Below are 23,634 nucleotides of genomic sequence, written 5' to 3'. Positions count from 1 at the left end.
CGGCCTTGAGCCGGCAACTGTAGTTTAGGGGTGGAAGGGGGTTCTTGATTTCATCATGGCGTTGAGAGTGACGATGATCTTTCTGGCCAATGCGATGAGGGCGACCTTTGCCGGTTTTCCAGCCTGGCGCAACCGATCATAGCTGGCTCTGAGGGGCGATCGGCTGGTCAGGGATGCAACGGCGGCCATGTAGGCAGCCTTGCAGACTCGGCGTCTGCCAGGGCCGATGCTGCGTTTGCCCCGGCTGGTGCCACTGTCCCGGTTGATCGGGGCCAACCCGGCCAATGCGGCGATCTGCTTTGACGAGCGCTGCCCCAGTTCGGGCAGGAGTGCCAGCAACACCGTGGCCGTAACAGGCCCTATCCCAGGCATGGTTCGGATCAGCGCCCTGTCCTGTGCCAGTTGGGGGGTACTCTTAACCAGCGTGTCGATCTCCGCTTCAACGGCGTCGATGGCTTGGTCGAGGGCCTGCATGTGCCGGTCCATATCCTGGACGATGAACGGGTCTGCGGCCTCGATCCGTCGGAGCTTTTCCTGAGTTCGCATCTCCACCAACTGGTCGCGCCGCTTGCTGAGCAGGCCCAGGCGTTCCCGGGCGGGATCGGGCAGTGGATCGGCATGGAGCTTGAGGGCAGCGCCCATCTGCGCCAGCATGGCCGCATCGAGCGCATCGGTCTTGGCCAGGCGCCCGGTGGCACGGGCAAAGTCGCGGGCCCGCTGCGGGTTGACCCGAGCAAAACCGATGCCGGCCCAGGCCAGTTCGTGACGCAAGGTCGTATCATAGGCGCCGGTCGCTTCCAGGACGACGGTGGTGCCGTCCATGGGCAGGGTGGCGGCAAACGTGGCAATCGCGTCCGCCGTGTTGGCGATGCGCTTGCAGATACCGCCGGCGGGTGCGTCAATGTCCAGCCAGCGTTTAGAAACGTCGATTCCTATCCAGGTCGGTGATAGCGTCATGRGGCCTGTCCCTGTGATGCGAGGTCCATTGCAACTGGCCTCGTGCAACTGTTCAGGTGGTCAAGAGCGGGCGGGGACCCGTGCCGGCTCGCGGTCTCACAACCTGGGACCCAACGGTCTCCCGCCCGCGTCAATCATGACACAATCAAACAACACAGGGGCTCACAACCTGGGACCCAACGGTCTCCCGCCCGCGTCAATCATGACACAATCAAACAACACAGGGACCCATCCCGAGATCGCGCCRCAGCCGCAAGGTGGATCGTCCGTCCACCTGACATGCCCATCCATCTCAGAATGGATCCCGGCTCAAGGCCGGGATGACACGGTGGATGCGGTGGAATCCAGCATTTCAAGGTTTCTTTTTCGTCCGGCCCCTTCCCCCCCGCGCCAACCTGAGCCATAACGCCCCCATGACCCAGGACAACACCCTTCAGATCAAGCTGCGCCTCAAGGGCGGCAGCGGCCCGAATGCCAACTGGCATTGGGAAATCCTCGATGCCGCCGGCAAGGTGGTCAAATCGGGCTCGGCCGTCGGCCCCGAGCACAAGGCGTTCGCCACCGCGCGCATTGCCAAGGAAAAGCTGGAGCAATCCTCCGGCCGCTGATCCCGGCTGTACCCACGAGACCGCCGTGACCGCTCCCGTTCCAGAAGCTGCCGCCGGCACCGTGCAACATCGGGGCGGGCCGATGCGTGGCATCGCGCTCAAGGTCGTTTCCGTTTTCTTTTTCGTCGTCATGGCGACCTTGCTCAAGGCCACCGAAACCATTCCCGCTGGGGAGCTGGTCTTTTTCCGCTGCTTTTTCGCTTTTCTGCCGGTCGTGTTCTGGCTGCTCTGGCGCGGCCAGTTGCGGGCGGCTCTGCACACAAGCAATCCCTTGGGTCACATCCTGCGCGCCCTGGTCGGCGCCTCATCCATGGGTCTGGGCTTTTTCGCGCTGACCCGGCTGCCTTTGCCCGAGGCCACCGCCATCGGCTATGCCGCTCCGTTGCTCATTGTCGTCTTCAGCGCCCTGCTGCTCAAGGAGCGCGTGCACCTGTTCCGCTGGACGGCCGTCACCCTCGGGCTGTTCGGTGTCATCATCATCCTGTGGCCGCGGCTGACCCTGTTCACCACCGGCCAGCCGCTTGGCAATGCCGAGGCGGTCGGCGCCGTCGCCGCGCTGGGGGGCGCCGTCTTGTCGGCCTTCGCCATGATGCAGGTGCGCAAGCTGACGCGGACCGAACGCACCGAGGCCATCGTCGTCTATTTCTTCATCAGCGCCAGCGTGATGTCGTTGGCCACCATACCCTTCGGCTGGGCCATGCCCACGCCGGCCCAGGCGGCATTGCTGATCGGCGCCGGCTTTGCCGGCGGCGTCGGTCAGTTGCTGATGACGTCATCCTATCGCTATGCCGACATGTCGGTCATCGCGCCGTTCGAATATGTGTCGCTGCTGCTGACGCTGGTCGTCGGCTTCATCGTCTTCGCCGATATTCCCACCGCGGCCATGATTCTGGGTGCGCTCATCATCGTCGCCTCCGGCATTGCCGTGATCCTGCGTGAACATTATCTCGGGCTGGACCGCGTCAAGGCAAAGGAAGCCAATACGCCTTAGTGCCACGCCTCGTGGTTCGAGGGTCGCTGCGCTCTCGCCTCACCATGAGGGCTACTGTTAGCCCGGTGTTTCAGTAGCCCTCATGGTGAGGTGCGAGCCCTTTGCGAGCCTCGAACCACGAGGGCGTGGCACCTAGCTGGCCGCCGCCATCTCGGCCCAGCCCTGGCGCTTGCGGTAGATGGTCGACGGGCTGATTTCCAGCGCCGCCGCGGCGAGCGACACATTGCCGCCGAAGCTGGCTATGGCATCCTCGATGATGCGCTGCTCCTGCTGCCACATGGGCAGGATCGGCGGGCGGCGCTCCGTCCGTGGCGCCGGCTCGGGCTGGGCGATGACGCCCCGCGATTCGATGTCGGCAGCCGCCAGCATGGCCATGGTGATGTCGCCGCCATCGCCCATCACCACCAGCCGGCGCACCAGGTTCTGCAATTGCCGCACATTGCCCTTCCATTCCGCCGAGGTCAGCAGGCTGGCCACATCGGGCGGGAAGCCGTTGAAATGCTTGTGTTCCTCGGCGGCGTAGCGCGCCAGGAAATGCCGCGCCAGCACCATGATATCGGTCGGCCGCTGCCGCAGCGGCGGCAGATGGATAGGCAGCACATGCAGGCGGTAGAACAGGTCCTCGCGGAATTTCTTCTCGGTGATGAGCTGCATCGGATTGCGATTGGTGGCGCAGATGACGCGCACATCCACCTGTCGCACGCCCGATTCACCCACCCGGCTCAGCGCCCCCGTCTGCAGGAATCGCAACAGCTTGCTTTGCAGCGACAGATCCATTTCCCCGATCTCGTCGAGGAACAGCGTGCCGCCATCGGCCAGTTCTGCCGCGCCTTTGCGGTCCTCATGGGCGCCGGTAAAGGCGCCGCGCGCCACGCCGAACAGCTCGCTTTCCATCAGGTCGCGCGGAATGGCGGCGCAGTTGATCGCCACCAGCCGCTTGCCGAAGCGCGGTCCCGTGGCATGCAGCGCCTCGGCGCAGACATCCTTGCCGGTGCCGCTTTCCCCGGTGATGAAGACCGGCGCCGACGACGCGGCGATGCGCCCGATCTGCTCATAGACGAATTGCATGGCGCTCGATGCGCCGATAAAGCCGGCAAAGTCGGAACGCCCCTCGGCCACCGGTTCGATGGCGAGCGCGCGGCCCTTGCCGTGCCGCTGTGCCAGTTCGCCGATCCGGGCCGCCATGGCCGGGCCATTGACCGGCTTGACCACATAGTCATGCGCCCCGGCGCGCATCGCGCCGACCGCCGCCGAAACCGAAGCCCCGTCTGAAACGGCGACGAACAGCGCGCCGTCGGCCAGCCGCACCAGCCGTGCCACGGCGTCGTCGCTGCGCTCGCAGAGATCGCGCAGGCTCGCCAGGTCGGCCAATACGATGTCGAATTCCGTATCGCGCAACTGCTCTGCCGCCTGCCGGCCTCCGGCCGCGACAGCGATGCGAACGCGATTGCCCAGGCTCTGGCCGAGCGTTTCGGCCACCAGCAGGGCATGCGGCTCGTCCCCATCGATCAGCAGCAGCCGTCCAAGCGGTTCGCCCTCGCTTCGGTTATGCGCCATGCGGTGCGGTCCTCGCGTTCCCGTTGCTCACTCTGCCGGTTTGTCCGGCATTGCCGGTCTGTCCCGGTTGCGCCAATTGTTCCGTAACAGGGTAAATAAACCGTTCCAGACATTTGCATTTTGCGTGATTGCCTATGGACTTGGCGCTTGATCGGATCGCTCGCTGCCTATTAAGTCAGCCGCCATGCAGAAGAATTCAGTGGACGATGGTATCGGGCCGATAGCGCGCGGTTTCGCCCAGTCCGGCGTGCGCCTTGCCAATGAGCGCGCGGTGATGACGCTCATCGGGCTGAATCCCGGCGTGTCCAATGCGGAACTGGCGCGGCTGTCGGGTCTGGGGCCGCAGACCACCTCGCGTATCGTCGTCGATCTCGAAGCCCGCGAATTGGTGCTGCGCGGCGAGGTGCTGCGCGGCCGCCGCGGCCAGCCGGCGACGCCGCTTTTCCTCAATCCCGACGGCGCTTTCGGTATCGGCATCGGGCTCGGCTGGCGGCATTTCGAAGTCCTGCTCTTCGGCATGTCCGGCCTCACCCTCGCCAGCATCCGCCGCAGCTATGCCTGGCCCGATTTCAACACCATCTTTGCCGAGATCGCGGCCGAGGTCGCCACCATCCGCGCCGGCATGACCGCCCAGCAGGTGAGCCGGCTGGCCGGCATCGGCGTGGCCAGCCCCTCCCATCTAGAACGGCATCTGGGCCGCCTCGGCGCCCCCGCCGGGCAGGTGGAACTGTGGCGCGGCGCCGACCTTGCTGCCGAGGTCAGTCGTGCCGTCGGCGAGCCCGTGGAATGGTTCAACAGCGGCAATGCCGCCTGCTGGGCCGAATTCATCGCCCGGCCCGAGCCTCGTCCCCGCGGCATGGCCTATTTCCAGGTGGGAACCCTGGTTGGCGCCGGCATCGCCATCGATGGTCAGCTCTGGCAGGGTCCCACCGGCAATGCCGCAAATCTGGGCGCCATCCTGGTTGCTGATGCGGCGGGCCGGCCCTGTTATCTGCACACCATCGCCTCCATCCTGGCGCTGCAGCAGCGCATCGAGGCCGCCGGCGGCAGCCTGCCGGCAGGCGATCCGATGAACTGGGACTGGGTTTCGCTCGAACCGCTCGCCACCGATTGGCTCGATGACGCGGGCAGGGCGCTGGCCAGCGCCGTGCTCAGCACACGGGCGGTGATGGAGCTCAATCTGACCATTATCGACGGTGTCATGCCACGGCCCATCATGGACCGGCTGCTCGAACGGGTCGATCATCACCTCGCCGCCATGCCCTATTTCGGCGCCGACAGGCCCACCGTGTCTCTGGGGCAGATGGGTGGTTCCGCCGCGGCCAACGGCGCGGCCCAACTGGTGCTGTTCCACCGCTTCTTCTCGCGCGCCTGGAACATTTTCGCCACCTGATCCCCTAAATAGGCTTGGGACAGCGGTGGCTCCGCGCTTTTGCACCCTATTGTGCGATGCTATGAGGAGAGGGCCGAATCCCGGCGCTTCCGAGGTCCGCCCGTGCAGGCACTGGTCTACACGTTCATTGCCCTTGCTGCCGCCGCCGTTGGCGCGGCGGCCTATTTCGGCCTGACCTTCACGCCGTCAGAGGCCATTCTGGCTGCCGTGGTGTTCGGCTGCGTCTGCGTCGTGCTGCTCGAACGTACGCTGCGCCAGCGCGCCGAGAACCGGCTGGAAAGGGCCATCGAGGATCTCTCCCGCCTGCTTGCCACCGATGCCCAGGCCGGCGCCGTGCTCGGCCAGCGCATCAATGCCATGGCCGACCTCAATGCCGGCGCGCGCCTCGAAGGCGTCGAAGCCGACATTTCCGTGCTCGGCACTGTCATCCGTCAGGTCGCCGAAGCGGTGGCCGAGATGGAGGATCGCGTGGCCAAGCCCGCCGCCGGCCGAGATCGCATGATCGCCGCCCCGGCGCCGCCGCCGGCCACCCGCGACCCCGAGCCGACCATTCCGCTCGAAATGCTGCGCCAGGCCATCGCGGAAAACCGCCTGATTTATCACATCCAGCCGGTCGTCACTCTGCCCCAGCGCCGCCCGCAGGGTTATGACCTGGTCCCCCGCCTGATGCTCGAGGATGGCGACCTGGCCGACCGCACCGATTTCCAGCCCCGCCGCGGCGGCGAGGATGTCATGCGCCATATCGAGGGTATGGGCCTGGTCGAGGCCATCACCATCTGCCGCCGCTCGCGCACCGGCGGCCAGCCGGTCACGCTCTACATCCCCCTGTCGCGCGCCACCTTGGGCGACTCGGTGGCGTCCGAGCAGTTGATCGTGGCGCTCGAAGCCAACCGCGCCATCGCGCCCAGCCTGATCTTTGTCGTCAGCGATGTCGATTGGCGGTCTCTCACCACCGGCGAGCGGGCCATTGCCGATGCCGTGGCCAGGAAGGGCGCCGGCTTTTCCATCGCCAGCGTCAAGTCGCTGCGCGTCGACATTGCCGAACTGGCGGCGCAGGGCGTGCGCTCGCTGCGCATCGATGCCGCCCGCTTCATCGAGGAACCCGAAGTCTTCACCGACTTCCACGCCTCCGACATCGCCAACTACATCGCCCGCTTCGAAGTCCGCCTCATGGCCACCGGCATTGCCGGCGAAAGCCAGATCGTTGAACTGCTCGAAGACGGCATCACCCTGGCCCAGGGCCCCCATATCGCCGCCCCCGGCCCGGCCCGGCCCGACCTGATGACCGAACCCGCCCGCCAGCCCCCGCAACTGCGCCGGGTGGAACTCTAGGGCGGGCAAGCGACGCCACCTGGCATTTGAAAACTGGCGGGCCGCGGATGTTTCAATCGTCTCCCTCCCCTTGCGGGGAGGGATCAAGGGTGGGGGTGGTTGGCCCCGATCCGGCTCTCAACACCCAATCTCCACCTACCATACGGTGGACATGGCGAGGTCGTGCCGGCCTGTATGCCATGTCCCTTTCTCTCCTGGGGGAGGACCATAGCGACCTATGATACCAACGCACAAATGCGTTTCCCCTTGATCCGCACCCCCAAGCTGCCACATAGAACGCCCATCCTGTTCGCATCGGAATGTCGCGATGACCAGTCCCCTGCCTTCCATCTCCGGTCTTTCCGACCTGGCCACCCGCTATGACGCGGTGCTGAGCGATGTGTGGGGCGTCGTCCACAACGGCGTCGAGGCGTTTCCCGGCGCGGTTGAGGCGCTGGCCGGATTTCGCCAGGCCGGCGGCAAGGTGGTGTTCATCACCAACGCCCCGCGTCCATCCGGTCCCATCATCGATATGCTCGACCGGCTTGGCGTGCATCGCGGCGCCTATGACGCCATCGTTTCCTCGGGCGACGCCACCCGCGCCATGATCGCCAAATATCGCGGCAGGGCCATCCATCATGTCGGCCCCGCCACCGAGGACGACGCGCTCTATGAAGGGCTCGACGTGCACCGCACCGGTGCCGACGTGGCCGAGGTGGTCGTCGTCACCGATCTCGATACCGATGACGATACGCCCGAAATGTACCGCGAGCGCGCCCGCCTCTGGCTCAGCCGCAGGCTGCCGATGATCTGCGCCAATCCCGACCGCGTCGTGGAGCATGGCGACAAGATCATCTATTGCGGCGGCGCCCTGGGCGACCTCTACGCCGCCATGGGCGGCATGGTGCTGATGGCCGGCAAGCCCTACCAGCCCATCTACGAGGAAGCCTTCCGCCTCGCCGAGCAGGCCGCCGGCAGGCCGCTCGACAAGTCCCGCGTCCTCGCCATTGGCGACAGCGTGCGCACCGACGCCACCGGCGCCGCCCAGTTCGGCATCGATCTGCTCTTCGTCACCGGCTCCATCCACGCCGCCGAACTCGATGCCTTCGGCAAGCCCGACCCGCAGACCATCGCCGACCTCGTGGCGCCCAGCCGCGCCCACCTGGCCGGCTTCCTGCCGCGCCTCAGCTGGTGAGTGCCTTGACCACCTTCCTGCGTCTTTCGGGCCTCGATGCCGTCCCCGCCGCGCTGCGTGGCGCCTATGTCGCCATCGGCAATTTCGATGGCATGCACCGCGGCCACCAGACCGTGCTGACCACGCTCAAGGCGCGCGCTGCCGAAGCCGGCGTGCCGGCCATGGTCCTCACCTTCGAGCCGCATCCGCGCGATGTCTTCGCGCCGGCGCCCTTCATGTTCCGCCTCACCGATGGCGATGCCAAGGCGCGGCTGGCCGAGGCCCTGGGGCTTGATGCCATCGCCATCCTCCATTTCGACCGCGCCTTCTCCCAGATCGAGGCCGAGGATTTCGTCTCCCGCTTCCTGGTCGAGGCCCTTGATGTCACCGGCGTCATCGTCGGCGCGGATTTCCACTTCGGCCGCCAGCGCCGCGGCACCCCCACCTTCCTCAGGGCATCCGGCGAGGCACAGGGCTTTGCCGTCGAAATCCTCGACCTGATGGATGAGGGCGACGAGGTCATCTCCTCCTCGCGCATCCGCGCCGCCTTGTCGGAAGGCGCCGTGACCGCCGCCAATCGCCTGCTGGGCTATCACTGGTTTTTCGATGGTTGCGTGGTCAAGGGCGACCAGCGGGGCAGGGAGCTCGGCTATCCCACCGCCAACACCATGACCCACGCCAATTTCCAGCTCGCGCAAGGTGTCTACGCCGTCCGCGCCCGGCTGGGCGAGCGCGTGTTCGACGGCGTCGCCGCCTATGGCAAGCCCATGTTCAACAACCAGTTGCCGCCCTTCGAGACGCACCTGTTCGATTTCGATGAGGACATTTACGGCCAGACCATCACCGTGGCGCTGATCGCCCATATCCGCGGCCAGGAGGTCTTTTCCGGCCTCGACGAACTGATCGCCGCCATGGACCGCGACAGCCGCAAGGCCCGCGATGCACTGGCCGCCGCCAGGCCGCTGGGCGACCTCGACGTCCGGCTGGGTTTTATTCGCTAGCAGGCCGTTCCGGCTGTTCATCCAGCAGCAGGCGCACCAGTTCTGCCTGCCGGCGCACGCCGGTCTTGTCGAAAATGGCGGTGAGTTGGCTGCGCGCCGTGGCTACCGAAATGCCACGCTGCAGAGCCGCGGTCTTGCGGCCGCCGCTGCGCACGATTTCCCAGGCCAGGCTCGCTTCGGCCGGGGTCAGGCCGTATCGCTGCCGCAGTCTTTGCATCACCTGCTCCATGCGCGCATCGGGATCGGTGACGAAGATCATCGCCAGTTGCTGGGTAAAACCCGGCCACCAGGTGCTCGATGGAAAGGGCAGGCACTGCACCAGCAGCGGCGAGCGGCCTTCGCTTCTGGACACCCGGACCATGCCTTCGCCCGCGACCACGATGCCGCGCGCGCATTGCCCGATCAGCCGCTCCAGCGCTGCCGTCTCGCCGCTTTTGCTGCAACTGAGCTGGCCATCCTTCAGGATCAGCCCATCGCCCTGCGCCACGATTCGCTCGGCGATGCCATTTGCGGTGCGAATCGCGCCACCCACGCCCACCAGCAGCGCCCCGCGGTCGAGATATTCCAGCGCCGCGAAGGCGCCCATGCCCATCGATTGGGTTTCGTGCAGCAACTGGTTGAGCTGGAAGGCGCGGATCAGGTGCGGCGTCACCGCCGTCAGCGTCCGCAGCGTCTCTGGTTCGTATTCGTTGGCGCCCGACACCATCAGCGTGGCGCGCCAGCCCTGCGAGGTGGCCAGGTTCAGCGCGGCGCCGTGCAGGTACCGCTGCGGCACGCACCATTCGTTATAGAAGTCGCCGGCGCGAAACGTGTCACGATCCACCACCATGGAATCGAGCACGGCCCGCCCGACCGGCGTGCTGTGCATCGCGAGTTGCATGGCGTTGCGGCGGTGATAGTGCTGGCTATAGCTGAGTACGTAGTCCGGGTCGGTGTGGACCGATACCAGCAGCGGCACCTGCGCGGCGGTCTGGCCGCCCATGGTTGCGTCGCGGCTGCCGGTAACGTCGGCCAGCGATCTCAGCGCGCGCTGCCATTGCTCGGGATGCGCGCCCGCCTCGTAGATGTGTTCGATCAGCCCGAGGATTGCGTCCACACCCGTCCCCCGGCTGCGCATGGACGGCAGTGCACACCCATTTCGACCGTTACGCAAGTATACCACGGTTGAGCACTTAACGGCATCGAACATGTGTCGGATGCGGCGCTGTCGCCGCGACCCTACCTTGCCCCTCGATAGAAAGAGGTTCCAAATGGCAAAGAGTTCCCGCACCCGTCGTGCCGTCGTCGCGGCGACCACGGTCGCCACATTGGCCGGCAGCGCCGCCATGCCCGCCGCTGCATCCGAAATCCAGCGCGCCTATGCGCAGCACACAAGGCAGTGCATCGGCCTGTTCTTCTCGGACAAGGCTGCCCATACGGCCCAGTGCCTGCCCAACAACTCGGCCACAATATGGGTCGAAGGCACCACAGGCAGTCCCGTCGTGCCGCCGCCGGTGGTCGTGGTGCCGCCCCCGCCGCCGCCGGTCGTCGTGCCACCCGATTCCAGTTATCCACGCGCCTAGCCGTGCCGGGCCGCATCCTGCTGGCCAACGAGGCCGGGTCCGGGCGGGGGCATGTGACCACGCTCAAGGTCTTCGCCCAGGCCATGGGGTCCGATTGCCGCTATGACGCGGCGCTTTGCCGGATGGATCACGCCACCGACCTGGCGCCGCTTTGCGACCTGGTGTTTCAAGGCGCGACGCTGGGTTACCAGCCGGCGGTCATGGCGATGCGTCAGGGCCGTCCGATTGGCAACTGGGCCGAGTTCCTGGCCGCCATCGGCTTTGCCGACGAGGAATTTCTTACCCGCCAGATCGACTGGTGGATGCACACTATACGAGCCCGCTGCAGTGGGCTCGTCGTCGCCGAATTCGCGCCCTGCGCCATGCTGGCGGCGCGAGCCCTGGGCGTTCCGGTCATTTCCATCGGCCAGGGCCACAGCACGCCACCGGCCGGCATGGCGCAGTTTCCCGCGCCGGCCGAGGGCCATATCCTGGTTCATGCGGAGGCCGACCTGGTGGGCGTCGTCAACCGCGCCGGCGCGCGCTTCGGTCTGGCCGCCCTGCAATATTTCTCCGATATCTATCGTTGCGACGCACAAATGCCGCGCACCATTGCCGCCCTCGATCCCTACGCATCCTGGCGCAGCAACCCCGACTACCTGCCGCCAATGGGACTGGACTGTCCCACTGCCGGATCAGGCGACGAAGTCATGGTCTATTTCTCCACCACCGAGGCCAGTGAGCCGGTCATTCTGGACGCCATTGCCGGCGTCGATCTGCCTATGCGCGTGGTCATGCCGGGGATCGGCCCGGACTTCGCCGCGCGCCTCGCGGCACGGGGCGTCGCCGTTGAACGCACGCCGCTCTCCCACCAGGCCATCGCCGAGCGCAGCCGGATGATGGTCCATGCCGGTCAGCACGGCATCACCTGCCTCGGGCTGGCGCTGGGCCTTCCGCAGGTCGCCTTGCCCTGCCAGTCCGAACAATCTGCCAATGCCGCCTGCGTCGAGGCCATGGGAACCCTGGTCAGCTTCGATCAGCCGCGCCGCGATGCAGCGGCCATCACCGGCGCGATCCGGCGGGTCTATGCCGATACGCACATGGCTCGCCATGCCCGCGAACTGGCGCAGTCCCTGCGGCCGGTCCTGCTGGGTGATACAGCCGTCCTGGTGCGCGCCACGGTGCAGCGCGTGCTGCAACAGGTCGCTACGGCATGACGGTGCGGGTCATGCTGGCCTGGGAAGGTGGTGCCGGCCGGGGGCATATCTCCACCCTGCGCAGCATTGCCCGTGCCCTCGACGGCCTCGCCATATGCGATGCGGCGGTCAACAACATGCAGCACGCCGCCGAACTCGCGCCTTATTGCGACCTGGTGTTTCCCGGCTCCGCCTTCGGCATCGACAGCAGCCGCCGCACCATGGGCGGCGACGAACCCATCTGCAGTTGGGCCGACCATCTGGGTGATCTGGGCTTTGGCGATGCCGAATTTCTCATCGCCCGGCTTGGCTGGTGGATCGAGACGCTGCGGGCGCGGGCCTCAAGCGTCGTGGTCGCCGATTTCGCCCCGCTCGCGACTCTGGCCGCACGCATTCTCGGCCTCGGCTCCGCCGTGATCGGCACCGGCTATCTGGCGCCGCCGCCGGGGCTGGAGCGCTTCCCCATCCTGGTGCCATCGCTCACTGTGGCCCATTACGACGAAGCCGACCTGCTGACTGCCGTCAACGCCGCCCTGGCCCATTACGGCACCGCGCCCCTGGCGCGCTTTTCCGACATCTATCAATCGCACCTGTCGCTGCCCCAGACCATCGCCGCGCTCGATGCCTATGCCGGCCAGCGCGACGCGCCCTATCTGCCGCCCGTCGAGGCCAGCACGCCGCTGGCGGCAGATGGCGACGAGATTTTCGGCTATTTCTCCACCGACGAGCCGCGCGACGAGCCGCTCATGGAGGCCCTGCGCCGGCTGGGACCGCTGCTGCGTCTGCATCTCCCCGGCCTCTCACCCGCCCAGATTGAAACCCTGGCCGCTGCCGGCGTAAAGGTCACCCCCGGTCCCCTGCCGCTGGCAGATATTGCCGCTCGCAGCCGCCTCTGCCTCAATGCCGGCCAACACGGCACGCTCACAATGGCCATGGCGATGGGCCTGCCGCAATTTGCCATTCCCCGCCATCTCGAACACGCCTATCACGCCGACAGGGGCCGCGATCTGGGCTGCGTCGATGCCATCACCCGCTTCGAACGCGACCCCGCCGCCATCGTGGCGCGGATCATGGCGAGCTACGAAAACGCCGCCCAGCGCCAGCGCGCCCGGTCCGTCGCCATGGACTACCGCGACCAGCTTTGCGGCCCGGTGCGGGACCTGCTGGCCCAGCGTCTGGCCCCGCTGCTCGCCTGATCGGCCTAAAACACTTTGCCCCGCTCGCCCGCCCTTGCTAAAAGGCGGCCAAATCTCCCTTACCGATTGCCCTTTCCATGACCGATACCGCCACGGGCGCCGCCGAAACCGATTACTCGGCCACGCTTTTCCTGCCGGAAACCAATTTCCCCATGCGTGCGGGTCTCCCCGACCGCGAGCCGGGCTGGCTCAAGCGCTGGGAAGACATGGATATCTACGCGATGCAGCGCGAGCAGGCCAAGGACCGGCCGCTCTTCACCCTGCATGACGGCCCGCCCTATGCCAATGGCAACATCCATATCGGCCATGCGCTCAACAAGACGCTGAAGGACCTCGTCTCCCGCTCCATGCAGATGCTGGGTTTCAACGCGGCCTATGTGCCGGGCTGGGACTGCCACGGCCTGCCCATCGAATGGAAGATCGAGGAACAATACCGCGCCAAGGGCAAGGACAAGAACGAAGTCCCCGTCGTCGAATTCCGCCAGGAATGCCGCACCTTTGCCGAGCAGTGGGTCGATATCCAGCGCGAAGAATTCAAGCGCCTCGGCGTGCTCGGCGAATGGGACAACCCCTACCTCACCATGAGCTTCGACGCCGAGGCCCAGATCGCCCGCGAGCTGATGAAGGTTGCAACGTCAGGCCAGCTCTATCGCGGCTCCAAGCCTGTCATGTGGTCGGTGGTGGAACGCACGGCTTTGGCTGAGGCGGAGATCGAATATGCCGACTACGAGAGCGACACGATCTGGGTGAAGTTCCCTGTCGTAACAAAGTCGCCAATTGTCGATATGTCCTCACAGGATAAGTCCGGCCGCGGCGAGCAGGATTTCAAGCTGCGCGATGCTTCGGTTGTCATCTGGACCACCACACCGTGGACCATCCCGGCTAACCGGGCCATCAGCTTCTCAAGCCGTGTGGAATACAGCCTTTATGAGGTCACCGAGGCGCCGGCTGAAAACTGGGCCAAGGTTGGTGAAAAATACATCCTTGCAGACAGACTGGCGGCTGACGTGTTTGCCAAGGCCAAGGTTACCGGCTTTGAAAAGCGCGCCGCCGTGTCTGCGGTCGAGCTGTCTGCCATCACCTGCGCCCACCCCCTGCGCGGCCTCGGCGATGGCTACAACTTTGACGTGCCTCTCCTCGACGGCGAACATGTCACCGACGATGCCGGCACAGGCTTCGTCCACACCGCCCCCGGCCACGGCCTCGATGACTTCGAGATCTGGATGAATTCCGGTCGCCTGCTGGCCGAGCGCGGCATCGACACCGCCATCCCCTACGTCGTCGGCGATGACGGCTTCTACACGTCCGAAGCCCCCGGCTTCGATGGCGCGCGCGTTCTTGACGACAACGGCAAGAAGGGCGACGCCAACCAGCGCGTCATCACCGCCCTCGCCGAACGCAATGCCATGGTCGCCCGCGGCCGCGTCAAGCACCAATACCCCCATTCCTGGCGCTCCAAGAAACCGGTCATCTTCCGCAACACGCCGCAATGGTTCGTCTACATGGACCGGCCGATCAGCGCCGCAGGCACCTCTCCCTTTGGGGGAGAGGTCGGCGCGTCAGCGCCGGGTGAGGGGGCCTTGTCGTCCGCCGCCGACACCCTGCGCCACCGCGCTCTCGCCGCCATCGACGCCACCAAATTCTACCCCCCCGGTGGACAGAACCGCCTGCGCGCCATGATCGCCGATCGCCCCGATTGGGTGCTCAGCCGCCAGCGCGCCTGGGGCGTGCCGATCACCGTTTTCGTGGACAAAAAGACCAACGAAATCCTCAAGGACGAGCAGGTCAATCACCGTATCGCCCAGAGCTTCGAGGAAGAAGGCGCCGACGCCTGGTACAAGCCCGGCGCCGCCGCCCGCTATCTCGGCGACGGCAGGAACCCCGATGACTACGAAATGGTCACCGACGTTCTCGACGTGTGGTTCGATAGCGGCACCACCCATTCCTGGGTTTTGCGCAATAAACAAAAGTGGCCGCATCTCAAATTCCCGGCCTCCATGTATCTCGAAGGCTCCGACCAGCATCGCGGCTGGTTCCATTCCAGCCTGCTCGAATCCTGCGCCACCAACGGCTTCGCCCCCTATGACAGCGTGCTGACGCATGGCTTCACCATGGATGGCGAAGGCCGCAAGATGAGCAAGTCGCTGGGCAATACCGTCGCCCCGCAGGATGTCATCAAGCAATATGGCGCCGATATCCTGCGCCTCTGGGTCGCCTCGTCCGACTATTCGGAAGACCTGCGCCTGGGCAAGGAGATCATCCAGACCACGGTCGATTCCTACCGCAAGCTGCGCAACACCCTGCGCTGGCTGCTGGGCAACATCGCCCATTACCAGCCTGCCGACGAAGTCCGCTTCGCCGACATGCCCGAGCTGGAGCAGTTGATCCTGCATCGCCTGGCCCAGCTCGATGAGCAGGTGCGCGGCGCCTACAAGGAATACGACTACCGCAAGGTGGTGACCCTGCTGACCAACTTCATGAATATAGAGCTCAGCGCCTTCTACTTCGACATCCGCAAGGATGCGCTTTATTGCGACCCGATCTCCTCGCTCCGGCGCAAGGCGGCGCTGACGGTGCTGCATCACCTGTTCGATTGCCTCACCGCCTGGCTCGCCCCCATCCTGGTCTTCACCATGGAAGAGGTGTGGCTGGAGCGTCACCCCGAAGCCGGCTCGTCGGTCCACCTGCGCCTCTTCCCCGAAGTGCCGCGCGATTGGCTCAACGACGAGCTCGCGAGCAAATGGACGCTGATCCGCGCCGTGCGCCGCGTCGTCACCGGTGCACTGGAAATCGAGCGCCGCGAAAAGCGCATCGGCTCATCGCTCGAAGCAGCGCCAAAGGTGTTCATCACCGATGAGCGCTATCTCACCGCTTTGGCCGGTGAAGACCTGGCCGAGATCGCCATCACGTCGGCCATCGAGATCGGCAATGCCGACGCCCCGCCCGAGGCCTTCACCCTCGATGACGTCCCCGGCGTCGCCGTCCTCCCCGCCCTGGCCCGGGGCCAGCGCTGCGCCCGCTCGTGGAAAATCCTCCCCGAAGTCGGCAGCGACGCGGACTATCCCGACGTCTCCCTCCGCGACGCCCAGGCCCTGCGCGAACGCGCGGCGGCGGGGCTGTGATGGTGGAGCTATCGGCTCCATCCCCTTCTCCCCTCGTGGGAGAAGAGCCTGCCCCGGACTTGATCCGGGGTGCCCCCTTCTCCCACGAGGGGAGAAGGGGAGAAGGAGCAACTGCTTCGTGAACCTGCGTTCCCCCTCCATCTATATCTCCCTCACCACGGCCGTCCTGGCCTTTGGCATCGACCGCGCCCACAAGGCGTTCCAGGTCTCGTCCGACTGCATCGCCATCGGCGCCGCCCCCTGCACCGACGTATTCACCAGCTATGTCCCGTTCTCGATGACTGGCTGGCGCGGCGGCGAAGTCCTCCGCGTCACTGATTTCTTCGACTATGTCCTCGTCTGGAACACTGGCATTTCCTATGGCCTCTTCGATGGCCTGCCGGTCTGGGCGCTGGGCCTCGTCATGCTGGTCGCCATCGTCGCGCTGTCCGTCTGGTGGCTGCGGGCCGATTCCGCGTTGATCCGGCTCGGCCTCGCCTTCTGCATCGGTGGCGCATTGTCCAACGCCATGGACCGCCTGATCTACGGCGCCGTCGCCGATTTCTTCCACTTCCATTGGGGCACCTGGTCGTTCTACATCTTCAACCTGGCCGACATCGCCATAACCGCAGGTGTCATCCTGCTCATCGCCGATCTCATCGGCCTGGGCCGGCCACGAACACGTTGATGCCAGAATCTGGCCTTAGCCCACGGAATAGGCTATAAGCGCCGCCGACATCTTGAAGGACGTTTCATGCGTATTGGTTTGACCGGGCAGCATACTGCTCTGCGGGCGGCTACCCGGACCGGATTGGCATCTGTTGGCCTGCTGCTGGCTCTGGCGCTGGGCGCCTGTACCACGGTGGAAGGCACCAATGCCCTGACCGATTTCGGCACCTTCGAGCGCGAGGTCATGACGACCACGGCGCGCGGTGTCGGCCTGCTCCCCGGCGAGGCGCCCAAGGAAGATATTACCAACGCCCGCGCCCCGCTGGTGCTGCCGGCCAGCGGCCAGGCCTTGCCGCCACCGGCGCCGGAAGCTGCGGTTGCCCAACTGCCCACCGATAGCGACAGCGTCCAGATCGATACCACCAATCTCTCCGAGGCCGATATCCAGCGCCTGCGCAATGCCAAGGTCGTGGATTTGAGTTCGGTTTCGGGCCGCCCGCTGACCGAGCAGGAAACTCGCATGCTGGTTGCCCGCATGCAGGCGCACAACGCCGATGTGAGCACCGTCAATGGCAAGCGTCCGCTCTATCTGCCGCCCGCGGAATATTTCACCCGCGTCGGCAGTGCCGACCTGGTCTGTGCCGCGCCCGATGGCGAGCTGGTTTCGCTCAACGATCCCAAATGCCCCGAGTCGGTGCGCAAGGCCATCCGCGCCACCTATAGCTCCCCCGGCGCCTCGTCCAGTTCCGGGCCCGGTGTGGGCCTGACCGACGACGAGATCACGCTCGACTGACGCTTGCCGTCGGTTCCACCTGTTCAAGCGGCCGGATCATCCGGCCGCTTCGCCTTTTCCGCGCCGCCCGCCCGGGCTTTCTCGGGCATATGGGTCCCGCATGACATGAAAGAATCGCCATGAGCGACATTGCTCCCGCCAAACCCGATACCGGCGACCGCCTCGCCAAGGTCATCGCCCGCTCCGGACTCTGCTCCCGCCGCGATGCCGAAGTGTGGATCACCGAGGGCCGCGTCGTCGTCAACGGCAAGAAGGTTCTCACACCGGCCTTCAACGTCACCGACCGCGACAAGATCATGGTCGATGGCGCCCCGCTCGCCGCCCGCCAGGGCACCCGCGTCTGGCTTTACCACAAGCCGGCGGGCCTGGTTGTCACCGAGAAGGACCCCGAAGGCCGCGAGACCATTTTCGAGCATCTCGAAACCCACGGTCTGCCGCGTGTCGTCACCGTCGGGCGCCTCGATATCAATACCGAGGGCCTGCTGCTGCTGACCAATGATGGCGGCCTCAAGCGCGTGCTCGAACTGCCCGCCACCGGCTGGCTGCGCCGCTATCGCGTGCGCGCCCACGGCACCGTCACCCAGGCGGCGCTCGACAAGCTCAAGGACGGCATCGAGATCGATGGCATCAAATACGGCGCCATCGAAGCCACGCTCGAGCGCGAGCAGGGCGCCAATGTCTGGCTCGTCCTCGCCCTGCGCGAAGGCAAGAACCGCGAGGTCAAGAATGTCCTCGGCGCCCTCGGCCTCGAGGTCAATCGCCTGATCCGCGTCAGCTATGGCCCGTTCCAGCTCGGCGATATCCCGGTTGGTGGCGTCGAAACCATCAAGGCCAAGATGCTGCGCGACCAGCTCGGCAAGAAGCTCGCCGATGCCGCCGACGTCGATTTCGACAGCGAGATGCCGGCCGAGGCCAATGCCCTGGTCGGCAAGCCCACCCGCGACCGCCTGACGGGGCGTGGCACCAACACGGTCGAAATCGCCCGCCAGCGCTTCCGTTTCACCGACGGCGCCGAAAAGACCGAGCGGGAAATGCACGAGGAACGGCCGCGCCAGGATCGCCCTGGCCGCTTCGACAGCCGCAAGCCCGCGCCGAAGCGGCTTGACGAGCGTGACGAAGAGATGGCCCCGCCCCGCCATATCCACTTCGACGAAGATGGCCGCGCGCCGGAAGAATTCGTGGCCAAGCGCAATACCCGCATCGTCAAGCGCCCCGATCGCGATGACCAGTCCGCCAAGTCCTTCGGCAAGGCCGCGCCGCGTCCGGCCGGCAAGCCGTCCGGCGACAAGAAGAGCTTCGGCGACAAGAAGCCTTTCGGCAAAAAGCCTTTCGGGGACAAGACGCGTGGTCCGCGTCGTGACGATGATCGTCGTCCGGCCGGGGCGCGTGCCGGTGCCGAGCGCAGCGAACGCCCCGGCAAGTCCTTCGGCGATCGCCCGCGTGGTCCGCGCCCGGAAGGCGGGGCTCGTCCCCCGCGTGATCGCGAATTCGCCGGCACGCCACGTGGCCCGCGCCGCAGCGATGCCGGTGCCGAGCGCCCGGCGCGCGAATTCACGCCCCGCCTTCGCCCCGATAGCGAGCGCGGCGAAGGCGCGGCTTTCAAGAGCGAAGCCAAGCGCCCCGGTCGCAATTTTTCCGAAAGACCCAAGACGTTCCGCCCCGAAGGCAGGAGTGCGCGCCCCGCTGGCGATCGCCCGACCCGTCCGGGCCGCGACGAATTCGGCTCCGAGGCCAAGACCTATGGCAAGCCGCGCATGCGCGCCGACGGCAAGCCCATGGCCAAACGCGATGGTGCGGCGCCGGCCCGCGGCCCGCGTCCGGGTGGTTTCAAGCCGGGCGGCAAGCCCGGTGGCCGTCCCGGCGGCGGCACGGGGCGGCCGAGTGGGCCGCGCAAGCCGAGGACGTAATTTATCTCCGTGCGTCACCCTCGGGCTTGACCCGAGGGCCCTTCACTTGCCGAGTTGCAGCTAAGTACAGAGCTCTCGGGTCAAGCCCGAGGGTGACGATCTGTGTAAGGGACCCTCACCATGCGCATCGTCGCCGGCAAATTCCGCGGCAAGCAACTGACCTCCCCGTCGGACGACTCCATCCGCCCCACGGCCGATCGCGTCCGCGAATCGATGTTCAACATCCTCGCCAGCCGCCTCGGCCCGGTCTTCAGCGACATCCGCGTGCTCGATCTCTTCGCCGGCACCGGCGCGCTGGGGCTCGAAGCCCTGTCGCGCGGCGCCAGCCACGTCACCTTCGTCGATACCGGCGCCGAGGCCCGTGGTCTCATCCGCGATCACATCGAAGCCTTCGGGGCAGGGGGCATCACCAAGCTCCTGCGCCGCGATGCCACCGATCTGGGCACGCCGGGCACTTTCGGCCAGTTCCAGCTGGTCTTCCTCGACCCGCCCTATGGCAAGGGCCTGGGCGAACAGGCGCTGGCCGGCCTTGCCGCCGGCGGCTGGCTGGCACCTGGCGCCACCATCGTCTTCGAGGAAAGCGTCGATGCGACGGCAGAAATCCCCGAGGGTTTCACGCTGGACGACCGCCGCGAATACGGCGCGGCGGCGGTGCATTTTCTGACGTTTGGCGGATAGTGCCACGCCCTCGTGGTTCGAGGGTCGCTGCGCTCCCGCCTCACCATGAGGGCTGTTGGAACATCGAGCTAAAAGTAGCCCTCATGGTGAGGTGCGCTTCTTCAGCGCCTCGAACCACGAGGGCGTGGCGCAATCTCAGGCCACCCCCGCACACGCCTCGCACGTCCCCCGTATCTCCATCGTCGTCCGCTCCACCCGAAACCCCTTGGCGCCGGCCCAGTCGCCCAGCCGCTCCTCGATCACCGCATCGGCAAATTCATCCACCTTGCCGCAGCCCTCGCAGATCGCAAAGGCAATCAGGCCCTTGCGGTGGCAATGCGCATCCGCGCAGGCCACGAACGCATTGAGCGATTCCAGCCGATGGGCCAGCCCGCGCTCCACCAGCTTGTCGAGCGCCCGATACACCTGCAGCGGCGCCCGCAAGCCGTCTGCCCGCAGCCTGTCGAGAATGTCATAGGCGCTCAGCGGCGCTTCGGAATGGTTGAGCGCGCCCAGCACCAGGCCCTGGTTGCGCGTCAGGTCGCCGGGAACATCGTGACTATGTGCCATGGGGCACCCTCCTGCCGAACAGTCGCGAAACGGGAACCGCCAGCGACACAAGGAATATCACCAAAGCCATCACCACGATCGAGGGGCCGGACGCGGTATCCCACGTTCTTGATCCGAACAACCCCCCGACCACGGCAACGGCGCCGAGCACCGCCGCCACTGCCGCCATCGCCTCCGGCGTGGCGCTCAGCCGCCGCGCCGTCGCCGCGGGAATGATCAAGAGCGAGGTGATGAGCAGCACGCCCACCAGCTTCATGGCAATGGCGATGACCGAGGCCATCAAAATCATCAGCACCAGCCGGCTCGCCTCCGGCCGCAACCCTTCGGCCTCCGCCAGTTCCGGGCTCACGGTCGATGCCAGCAAAGGCCGCCACGCCAGGATCAGGATGGCGAGAATGCCCACCCCGCCGCCATAGATGATGACGATATCCTCCACCGATACGGCCAGGATGTCGCCGAACAGGAACCCCATCAGGTCGATCCGGACCGTGGTGAGGAACCCCACCAGCACCAGCCCCACCGCCAGCGTCGAATGGCTCAATATCCCCAGCAACGCATCGGTCGACAGGCTCGCCTGCCGCTGCAGCACGATCAGCGCCCCGGCCACCAAAGCCGCCACGGCGAACACACCCAGCGTCATGTTCATCGACAGGATGATCGACAGCGCCACCCCCAGCAGCGCCGAATGCGCCATCGTATCGCCGAAATACGCCATCCGCCGCCAGACGACAAAGCACCCCAGAGGCCCGGCGACGAGGGCCAGGCCGACCCCGGCGATGAGTGCGCGAGTGAAATAATCACCGAACATGGCACACCCCAGTTTCAGGCACCAAGCCAAAGCCCCTCCCCCTTGAGGGGAGGGGTTGGGGTGGGGGTGTCGCGCTTTCCCCGAGTTCAAAATGCGTGGAGGCCCCGACACCCCCACCCTCGATCCCTCCCCTCAAGGGGGAGGGAAGAACGACTGGGCATCCAGCCACCAAAACCTCAATGCCCATGATCGTGCCCCTCATGCCCATGCTCATGCCCCTCAGCCACCACACACCCATCGTCGTGATGCTCGTGGTCATGATGATGCTCATAAATCGCCAGCGAGCCGGCCGCCCGCTCACCGAACAGCTTGAGATATTCCGGGCTGCGCTTCACCGCGCTCGGCGTACCCCGGCAACACACATGCCCGTTGAGGCAGATCACCGTATCAGTCTCGGCCATCACCACATGCAGATCGTGCGAAATCATCAAAATCCCGCTCCGCGTCGTGTCGCGGATTTGCCGCACCAGCTCATAGAGCGCCACCTCGCCGGAAAAATCGACGCCCTGCACCGGCTCGTCCAGCACCAGCAGGTCCGGCTTGCGGATCATTGCCCGCGCAAACAGCACGCGCTGGAATTCCCCGCCCGACAATTCCTGCACCGCCGCCTTGCGCAGCCGCGCCGCGCCCACCGCCTCCAGCGTCGCGTCGATCGCTTCGGGCGTATGCCGCCCGGTCAGCGTCATCAGCCGCTCCACCGTCAACGGCAGCGTCCAGTCGATGCTGAGCTTCTGCGGCACATAGCCGATGCGCAGGCCGGGCAGGCGCGTCACACTGCCCATGGTCGGCTTCAATACGCCCGTCGCCAGCTTGGCGGTCGTCGATTTGCCCGAGCCGTTCGGCCCGATCAGCGTCACGATCTCGCCGCGCGCAATCGTCAGGTCGACCCCGTTGACCAGGGTTCGCCCACCGCGCGTAACGCCAGCATTGCTGAGCGTGATGAGAATGTCTTTCGGAACGACCGCATTCATAAAATCATCGGCTCCATCTCTCCCCTCCCCCCTGAGGGGAGGGGCCGGGGGTGGGGGTGTCGAGGCCGGCGAAAAACGCACGGCCACCCCTTGACCCACTCCAATACGTTATAGCATAACATCGCGGCAAGCGTAATAACATAACATATCACGAGGTCGCCGATGAAACTGCTCGCCCCCTTCGCCCTGCTGGCCACGGCGCTTCTCACCACCACGGCCATGGCCGCGCCCAATGTCGTGGCCTCCATCAAGCCGGTGCATTCCCTCGTCGCATCAGTCATGGCCGGCGTGGGCGAGCCGACTCTCATCGTCAAGGGCTCCGCCTCGCCCCACACCTACGCCCTCAAGCCGTCCGATGCCGGCGCCCTCGAAGCGGCCGATATCGTGTTCTGGACCGGCCATGGCATGGAGCTTTTCCTGGCCGACGCCCTCGCAACCCTGGCCACCGGCGCCACCGTCGTCGAACTCGCCGATTCCCCCGGCATCACTCTGCTCCCCGTCCGCGAAGGCGGCGCCTTCGAAGCCCATGAGCATGAAGGCGAGGACCACGACCACGACCACGACCACGAAGAGCATGACCACGCTGACCATGACGAGGGCGACATGCACTTCTGGCTCGATCCCGAAAACGCCAAGCTGATGGTCGCCCAGATCGCCACGACGCTGGCCGAAGCCGACCCGGCAAACGCCACGGCCTACCAGGCCAATGCCGAAGCCGAACAGGTGAAGCTCGACGAACTCGAAGCCGAACTCGCGGCCACCCTGGCCCCCGTCGCCGACAAGCCCTTCATCGTCTTCCACGACGCCTATCAGTATTTCGAAGCCCGCTTCGGCCTCGACGTCGCCGGCTCGGTCACCGTGACCCCCGACATCATGCCCGGCGCCGCCCGCATCGACGCCCTCAAGACCAAACTCGCCACCCTCGGCGCCACCTGCGTTTTCGCCGAACCCAATTTCGAGCCGACCATCATCGCCGCCATCACCGAAGGCAGCGTGGCCAAATCCGGCGTGCTCGATCCCGAAGGCGGCGCGCTGACCGAAGGCCCGGACCTCTATCCCACCCTGCTGCGGGGTCTGGCGACCAGCCTAGTGGATTGCCTGGAGTAATGAAGGAATAATACCCCCTCCTAACCTCCCCCTGAAAAGGGGGAGGAACAGATCGAGTGCCTTGCACCATCCCGCCCCAACCACCGCCCGGATTCCTCCCCCTATCAGGGGGAGGTTGGGAGGGGG

At 66.0% G+C, this 23,634-nt stretch carries 21 protein-coding genes; 15 read left to right on the top strand and 6 right to left on the bottom strand.

Annotation, left to right across the window (positions count from 1 at the left end):
* Positions 1-24: 24 nt before the first annotated feature.
* The gene (locus tag ASD80_RS01990; protein WP_056228167.1) at positions 25-957 is read right to left on the bottom strand and encodes an IS110 family transposase; all 933 of its coding nucleotides are present in this window, start codon (positions 955-957) and stop codon (positions 25-27) included.
* Between the two features lie 413 nt (positions 958-1,370).
* Here ASD80_RS01990 and ASD80_RS01985 point away from each other — a divergent pair, with 413 nt between their 5' ends.
* Together ASD80_RS01985 and ASD80_RS01980 are read left to right on the top strand one after the other, a co-directional pair.
* Complete coding sequence (locus ASD80_RS01985) at positions 1,371-1,565, top strand: hypothetical protein (protein ID WP_056228165.1); 195 nt, start codon at positions 1,371-1,373, stop codon at positions 1,563-1,565.
* An 82-nt stretch (positions 1,566-1,647) separates the two neighbouring features.
* A complete protein-coding gene (locus tag ASD80_RS01980) occupies positions 1,648-2,556 on the top strand; it encodes a DMT family transporter (RefSeq protein WP_056228162.1) in 909 nt (302 codons plus the stop codon).
* A 132-nt stretch (positions 2,557-2,688) separates the two neighbouring features.
* On the opposite strand, the gene ASD80_RS01975 is transcribed toward ASD80_RS01980, so the two are convergent.
* Positions 2,689-4,113 (bottom strand): sigma-54-dependent transcriptional regulator, encoded by a 1,425-nt coding sequence (locus ASD80_RS01975; protein WP_082554983.1) that lies wholly within the window; start codon positions 4,111-4,113, stop codon positions 2,689-2,691.
* 184 nt (positions 4,114-4,297) lie between these two features.
* Here ASD80_RS01975 and ASD80_RS01970 point away from each other — a divergent pair, with 184 nt between their 5' ends.
* From ASD80_RS01970 to ASD80_RS01955, 4 genes are all read left to right on the top strand, one after another.
* Positions 4,298-5,506 carry an ROK family transcriptional regulator gene (locus ASD80_RS01970; RefSeq protein ID WP_056228159.1) on the top strand — a complete coding sequence of 403 codons (1,209 nt, stop codon included), beginning with the start codon at positions 4,298-4,300 and terminating at the stop codon, positions 5,504-5,506.
* Positions 5,507-5,608: 102 nt separating this feature from the next.
* Positions 5,609-6,838, top strand: coding sequence for an EAL domain-containing protein (locus tag ASD80_RS01965; protein WP_056228156.1), 1,230 nt, complete (start codon positions 5,609-5,611; stop codon positions 6,836-6,838).
* Positions 6,839-7,145: 307 nt separating this feature from the next.
* Entirely contained in the window at positions 7,146-8,012 is an 867-nt protein-coding gene (locus tag ASD80_RS01960) for a TIGR01459 family HAD-type hydrolase (RefSeq protein WP_056228152.1), read from the top strand.
* A 5-nt stretch (positions 8,013-8,017) separates the two neighbouring features.
* A complete protein-coding gene (locus ASD80_RS01955; protein WP_156460279.1) occupies positions 8,018-8,992 on the top strand; it encodes a bifunctional riboflavin kinase/FAD synthetase in 975 nt (324 codons plus the stop codon).
* Here the strand turns inward: ASD80_RS01955 and ASD80_RS01950 are convergent.
* The gene (locus ASD80_RS01950) at positions 8,982-10,088 is read right to left on the bottom strand and encodes a helix-turn-helix transcriptional regulator (protein ID WP_156460278.1); all 1,107 of its coding nucleotides are present in this window, start codon (positions 10,086-10,088) and stop codon (positions 8,982-8,984) included. The two genes, ASD80_RS01955 and ASD80_RS01950, sit on opposite strands and share 11 nt — an antisense overlap.
* Before the next feature lie 154 nt (positions 10,089-10,242).
* On the opposite strand from ASD80_RS01950, the gene ASD80_RS01945 reads away from it, so the two are divergent.
* From ASD80_RS01945 to rsmD, 8 genes are all read left to right on the top strand, one after another.
* Entirely contained in the window at positions 10,243-10,554 is a 312-nt protein-coding gene (locus ASD80_RS01945; protein WP_056228146.1) for a hypothetical protein, read from the top strand.
* A 2-nt stretch (positions 10,555-10,556) separates the two neighbouring features.
* On the top strand, positions 10,557-11,750 hold the full coding sequence (locus ASD80_RS01940) for a glycosyltransferase (protein WP_056228143.1): 1,194 nt from the start codon (positions 10,557-10,559) through the stop codon (positions 11,748-11,750).
* Positions 11,747-12,925 (top strand): hypothetical protein, encoded by a 1,179-nt coding sequence (locus ASD80_RS01935; protein WP_156460277.1) that lies wholly within the window; start codon positions 11,747-11,749, stop codon positions 12,923-12,925. Before ASD80_RS01940 ends, ASD80_RS01935 begins: the two co-directional genes overlap by 4 nt.
* 77 nt (positions 12,926-13,002) lie before the next feature.
* Positions 13,003-16,047 (top strand): isoleucine--tRNA ligase, encoded by a 3,045-nt coding sequence (ileS, locus tag ASD80_RS01930; protein ID WP_056228137.1) that lies wholly within the window; start codon positions 13,003-13,005, stop codon positions 16,045-16,047.
* A gap of 118 nt (positions 16,048-16,165) precedes the next feature.
* Positions 16,166-16,714, top strand: coding sequence for a signal peptidase II (lspA, locus tag ASD80_RS01925; protein ID WP_056228135.1), 549 nt, complete (start codon positions 16,166-16,168; stop codon positions 16,712-16,714).
* Positions 16,715-16,780: 66 nt separating this feature from the next.
* Positions 16,781-17,488 carry a hypothetical protein gene (locus ASD80_RS01920; protein WP_056228131.1) on the top strand — a complete coding sequence of 236 codons (708 nt, stop codon included), beginning with the start codon at positions 16,781-16,783 and terminating at the stop codon, positions 17,486-17,488.
* A gap of 119 nt (positions 17,489-17,607) precedes the next feature.
* A complete protein-coding gene (locus tag ASD80_RS01915; RefSeq protein WP_056228128.1) occupies positions 17,608-19,395 on the top strand; it encodes a pseudouridine synthase in 1,788 nt (595 codons plus the stop codon).
* A 120-nt stretch (positions 19,396-19,515) separates the two neighbouring features.
* Positions 19,516-20,073, top strand: coding sequence for a 16S rRNA (guanine(966)-N(2))-methyltransferase RsmD (rsmD, locus tag ASD80_RS01910; RefSeq protein WP_056228125.1), 558 nt, complete (start codon positions 19,516-19,518; stop codon positions 20,071-20,073).
* 135 nt (positions 20,074-20,208) lie between these two features.
* On the opposite strand, the gene ASD80_RS01905 is transcribed toward rsmD, so the two are convergent.
* From ASD80_RS01905 to ASD80_RS01895, 3 genes are all read right to left on the bottom strand, one after another.
* A complete protein-coding gene (locus ASD80_RS01905; RefSeq protein WP_056228122.1) occupies positions 20,209-20,622 on the bottom strand; it encodes a Fur family transcriptional regulator in 414 nt (137 codons plus the stop codon).
* Positions 20,612-21,430 (bottom strand): metal ABC transporter permease, encoded by an 819-nt coding sequence (locus tag ASD80_RS01900; protein ID WP_056228120.1) that lies wholly within the window; start codon positions 21,428-21,430, stop codon positions 20,612-20,614. The genes ASD80_RS01905 and ASD80_RS01900 overlap by 11 nt, the downstream gene beginning before the upstream one ends.
* 176 nt (positions 21,431-21,606) lie before the next feature.
* On the bottom strand, positions 21,607-22,401 hold the full coding sequence (locus ASD80_RS01895) for a metal ABC transporter ATP-binding protein (RefSeq protein WP_082554981.1): 795 nt from the start codon (positions 22,399-22,401) through the stop codon (positions 21,607-21,609).
* 162 nt (positions 22,402-22,563) lie between these two features.
* Here ASD80_RS01895 and ASD80_RS01890 point away from each other — a divergent pair, with 162 nt between their 5' ends.
* Positions 22,564-23,508, top strand: coding sequence for a zinc ABC transporter substrate-binding protein (locus ASD80_RS01890; RefSeq protein ID WP_056228117.1), 945 nt, complete (start codon positions 22,564-22,566; stop codon positions 23,506-23,508).
* The last annotated feature ends 126 nt before the right edge of the window (positions 23,509-23,634 follow it).

This window comes from Devosia sp. Root635 (genome assembly GCF_001427605.1).
Classification (GTDB): domain Bacteria; phylum Pseudomonadota; class Alphaproteobacteria; order Rhizobiales; family Devosiaceae; genus Devosia.
This window is presented reverse-complemented; position numbering and strand designations above follow the sequence as displayed.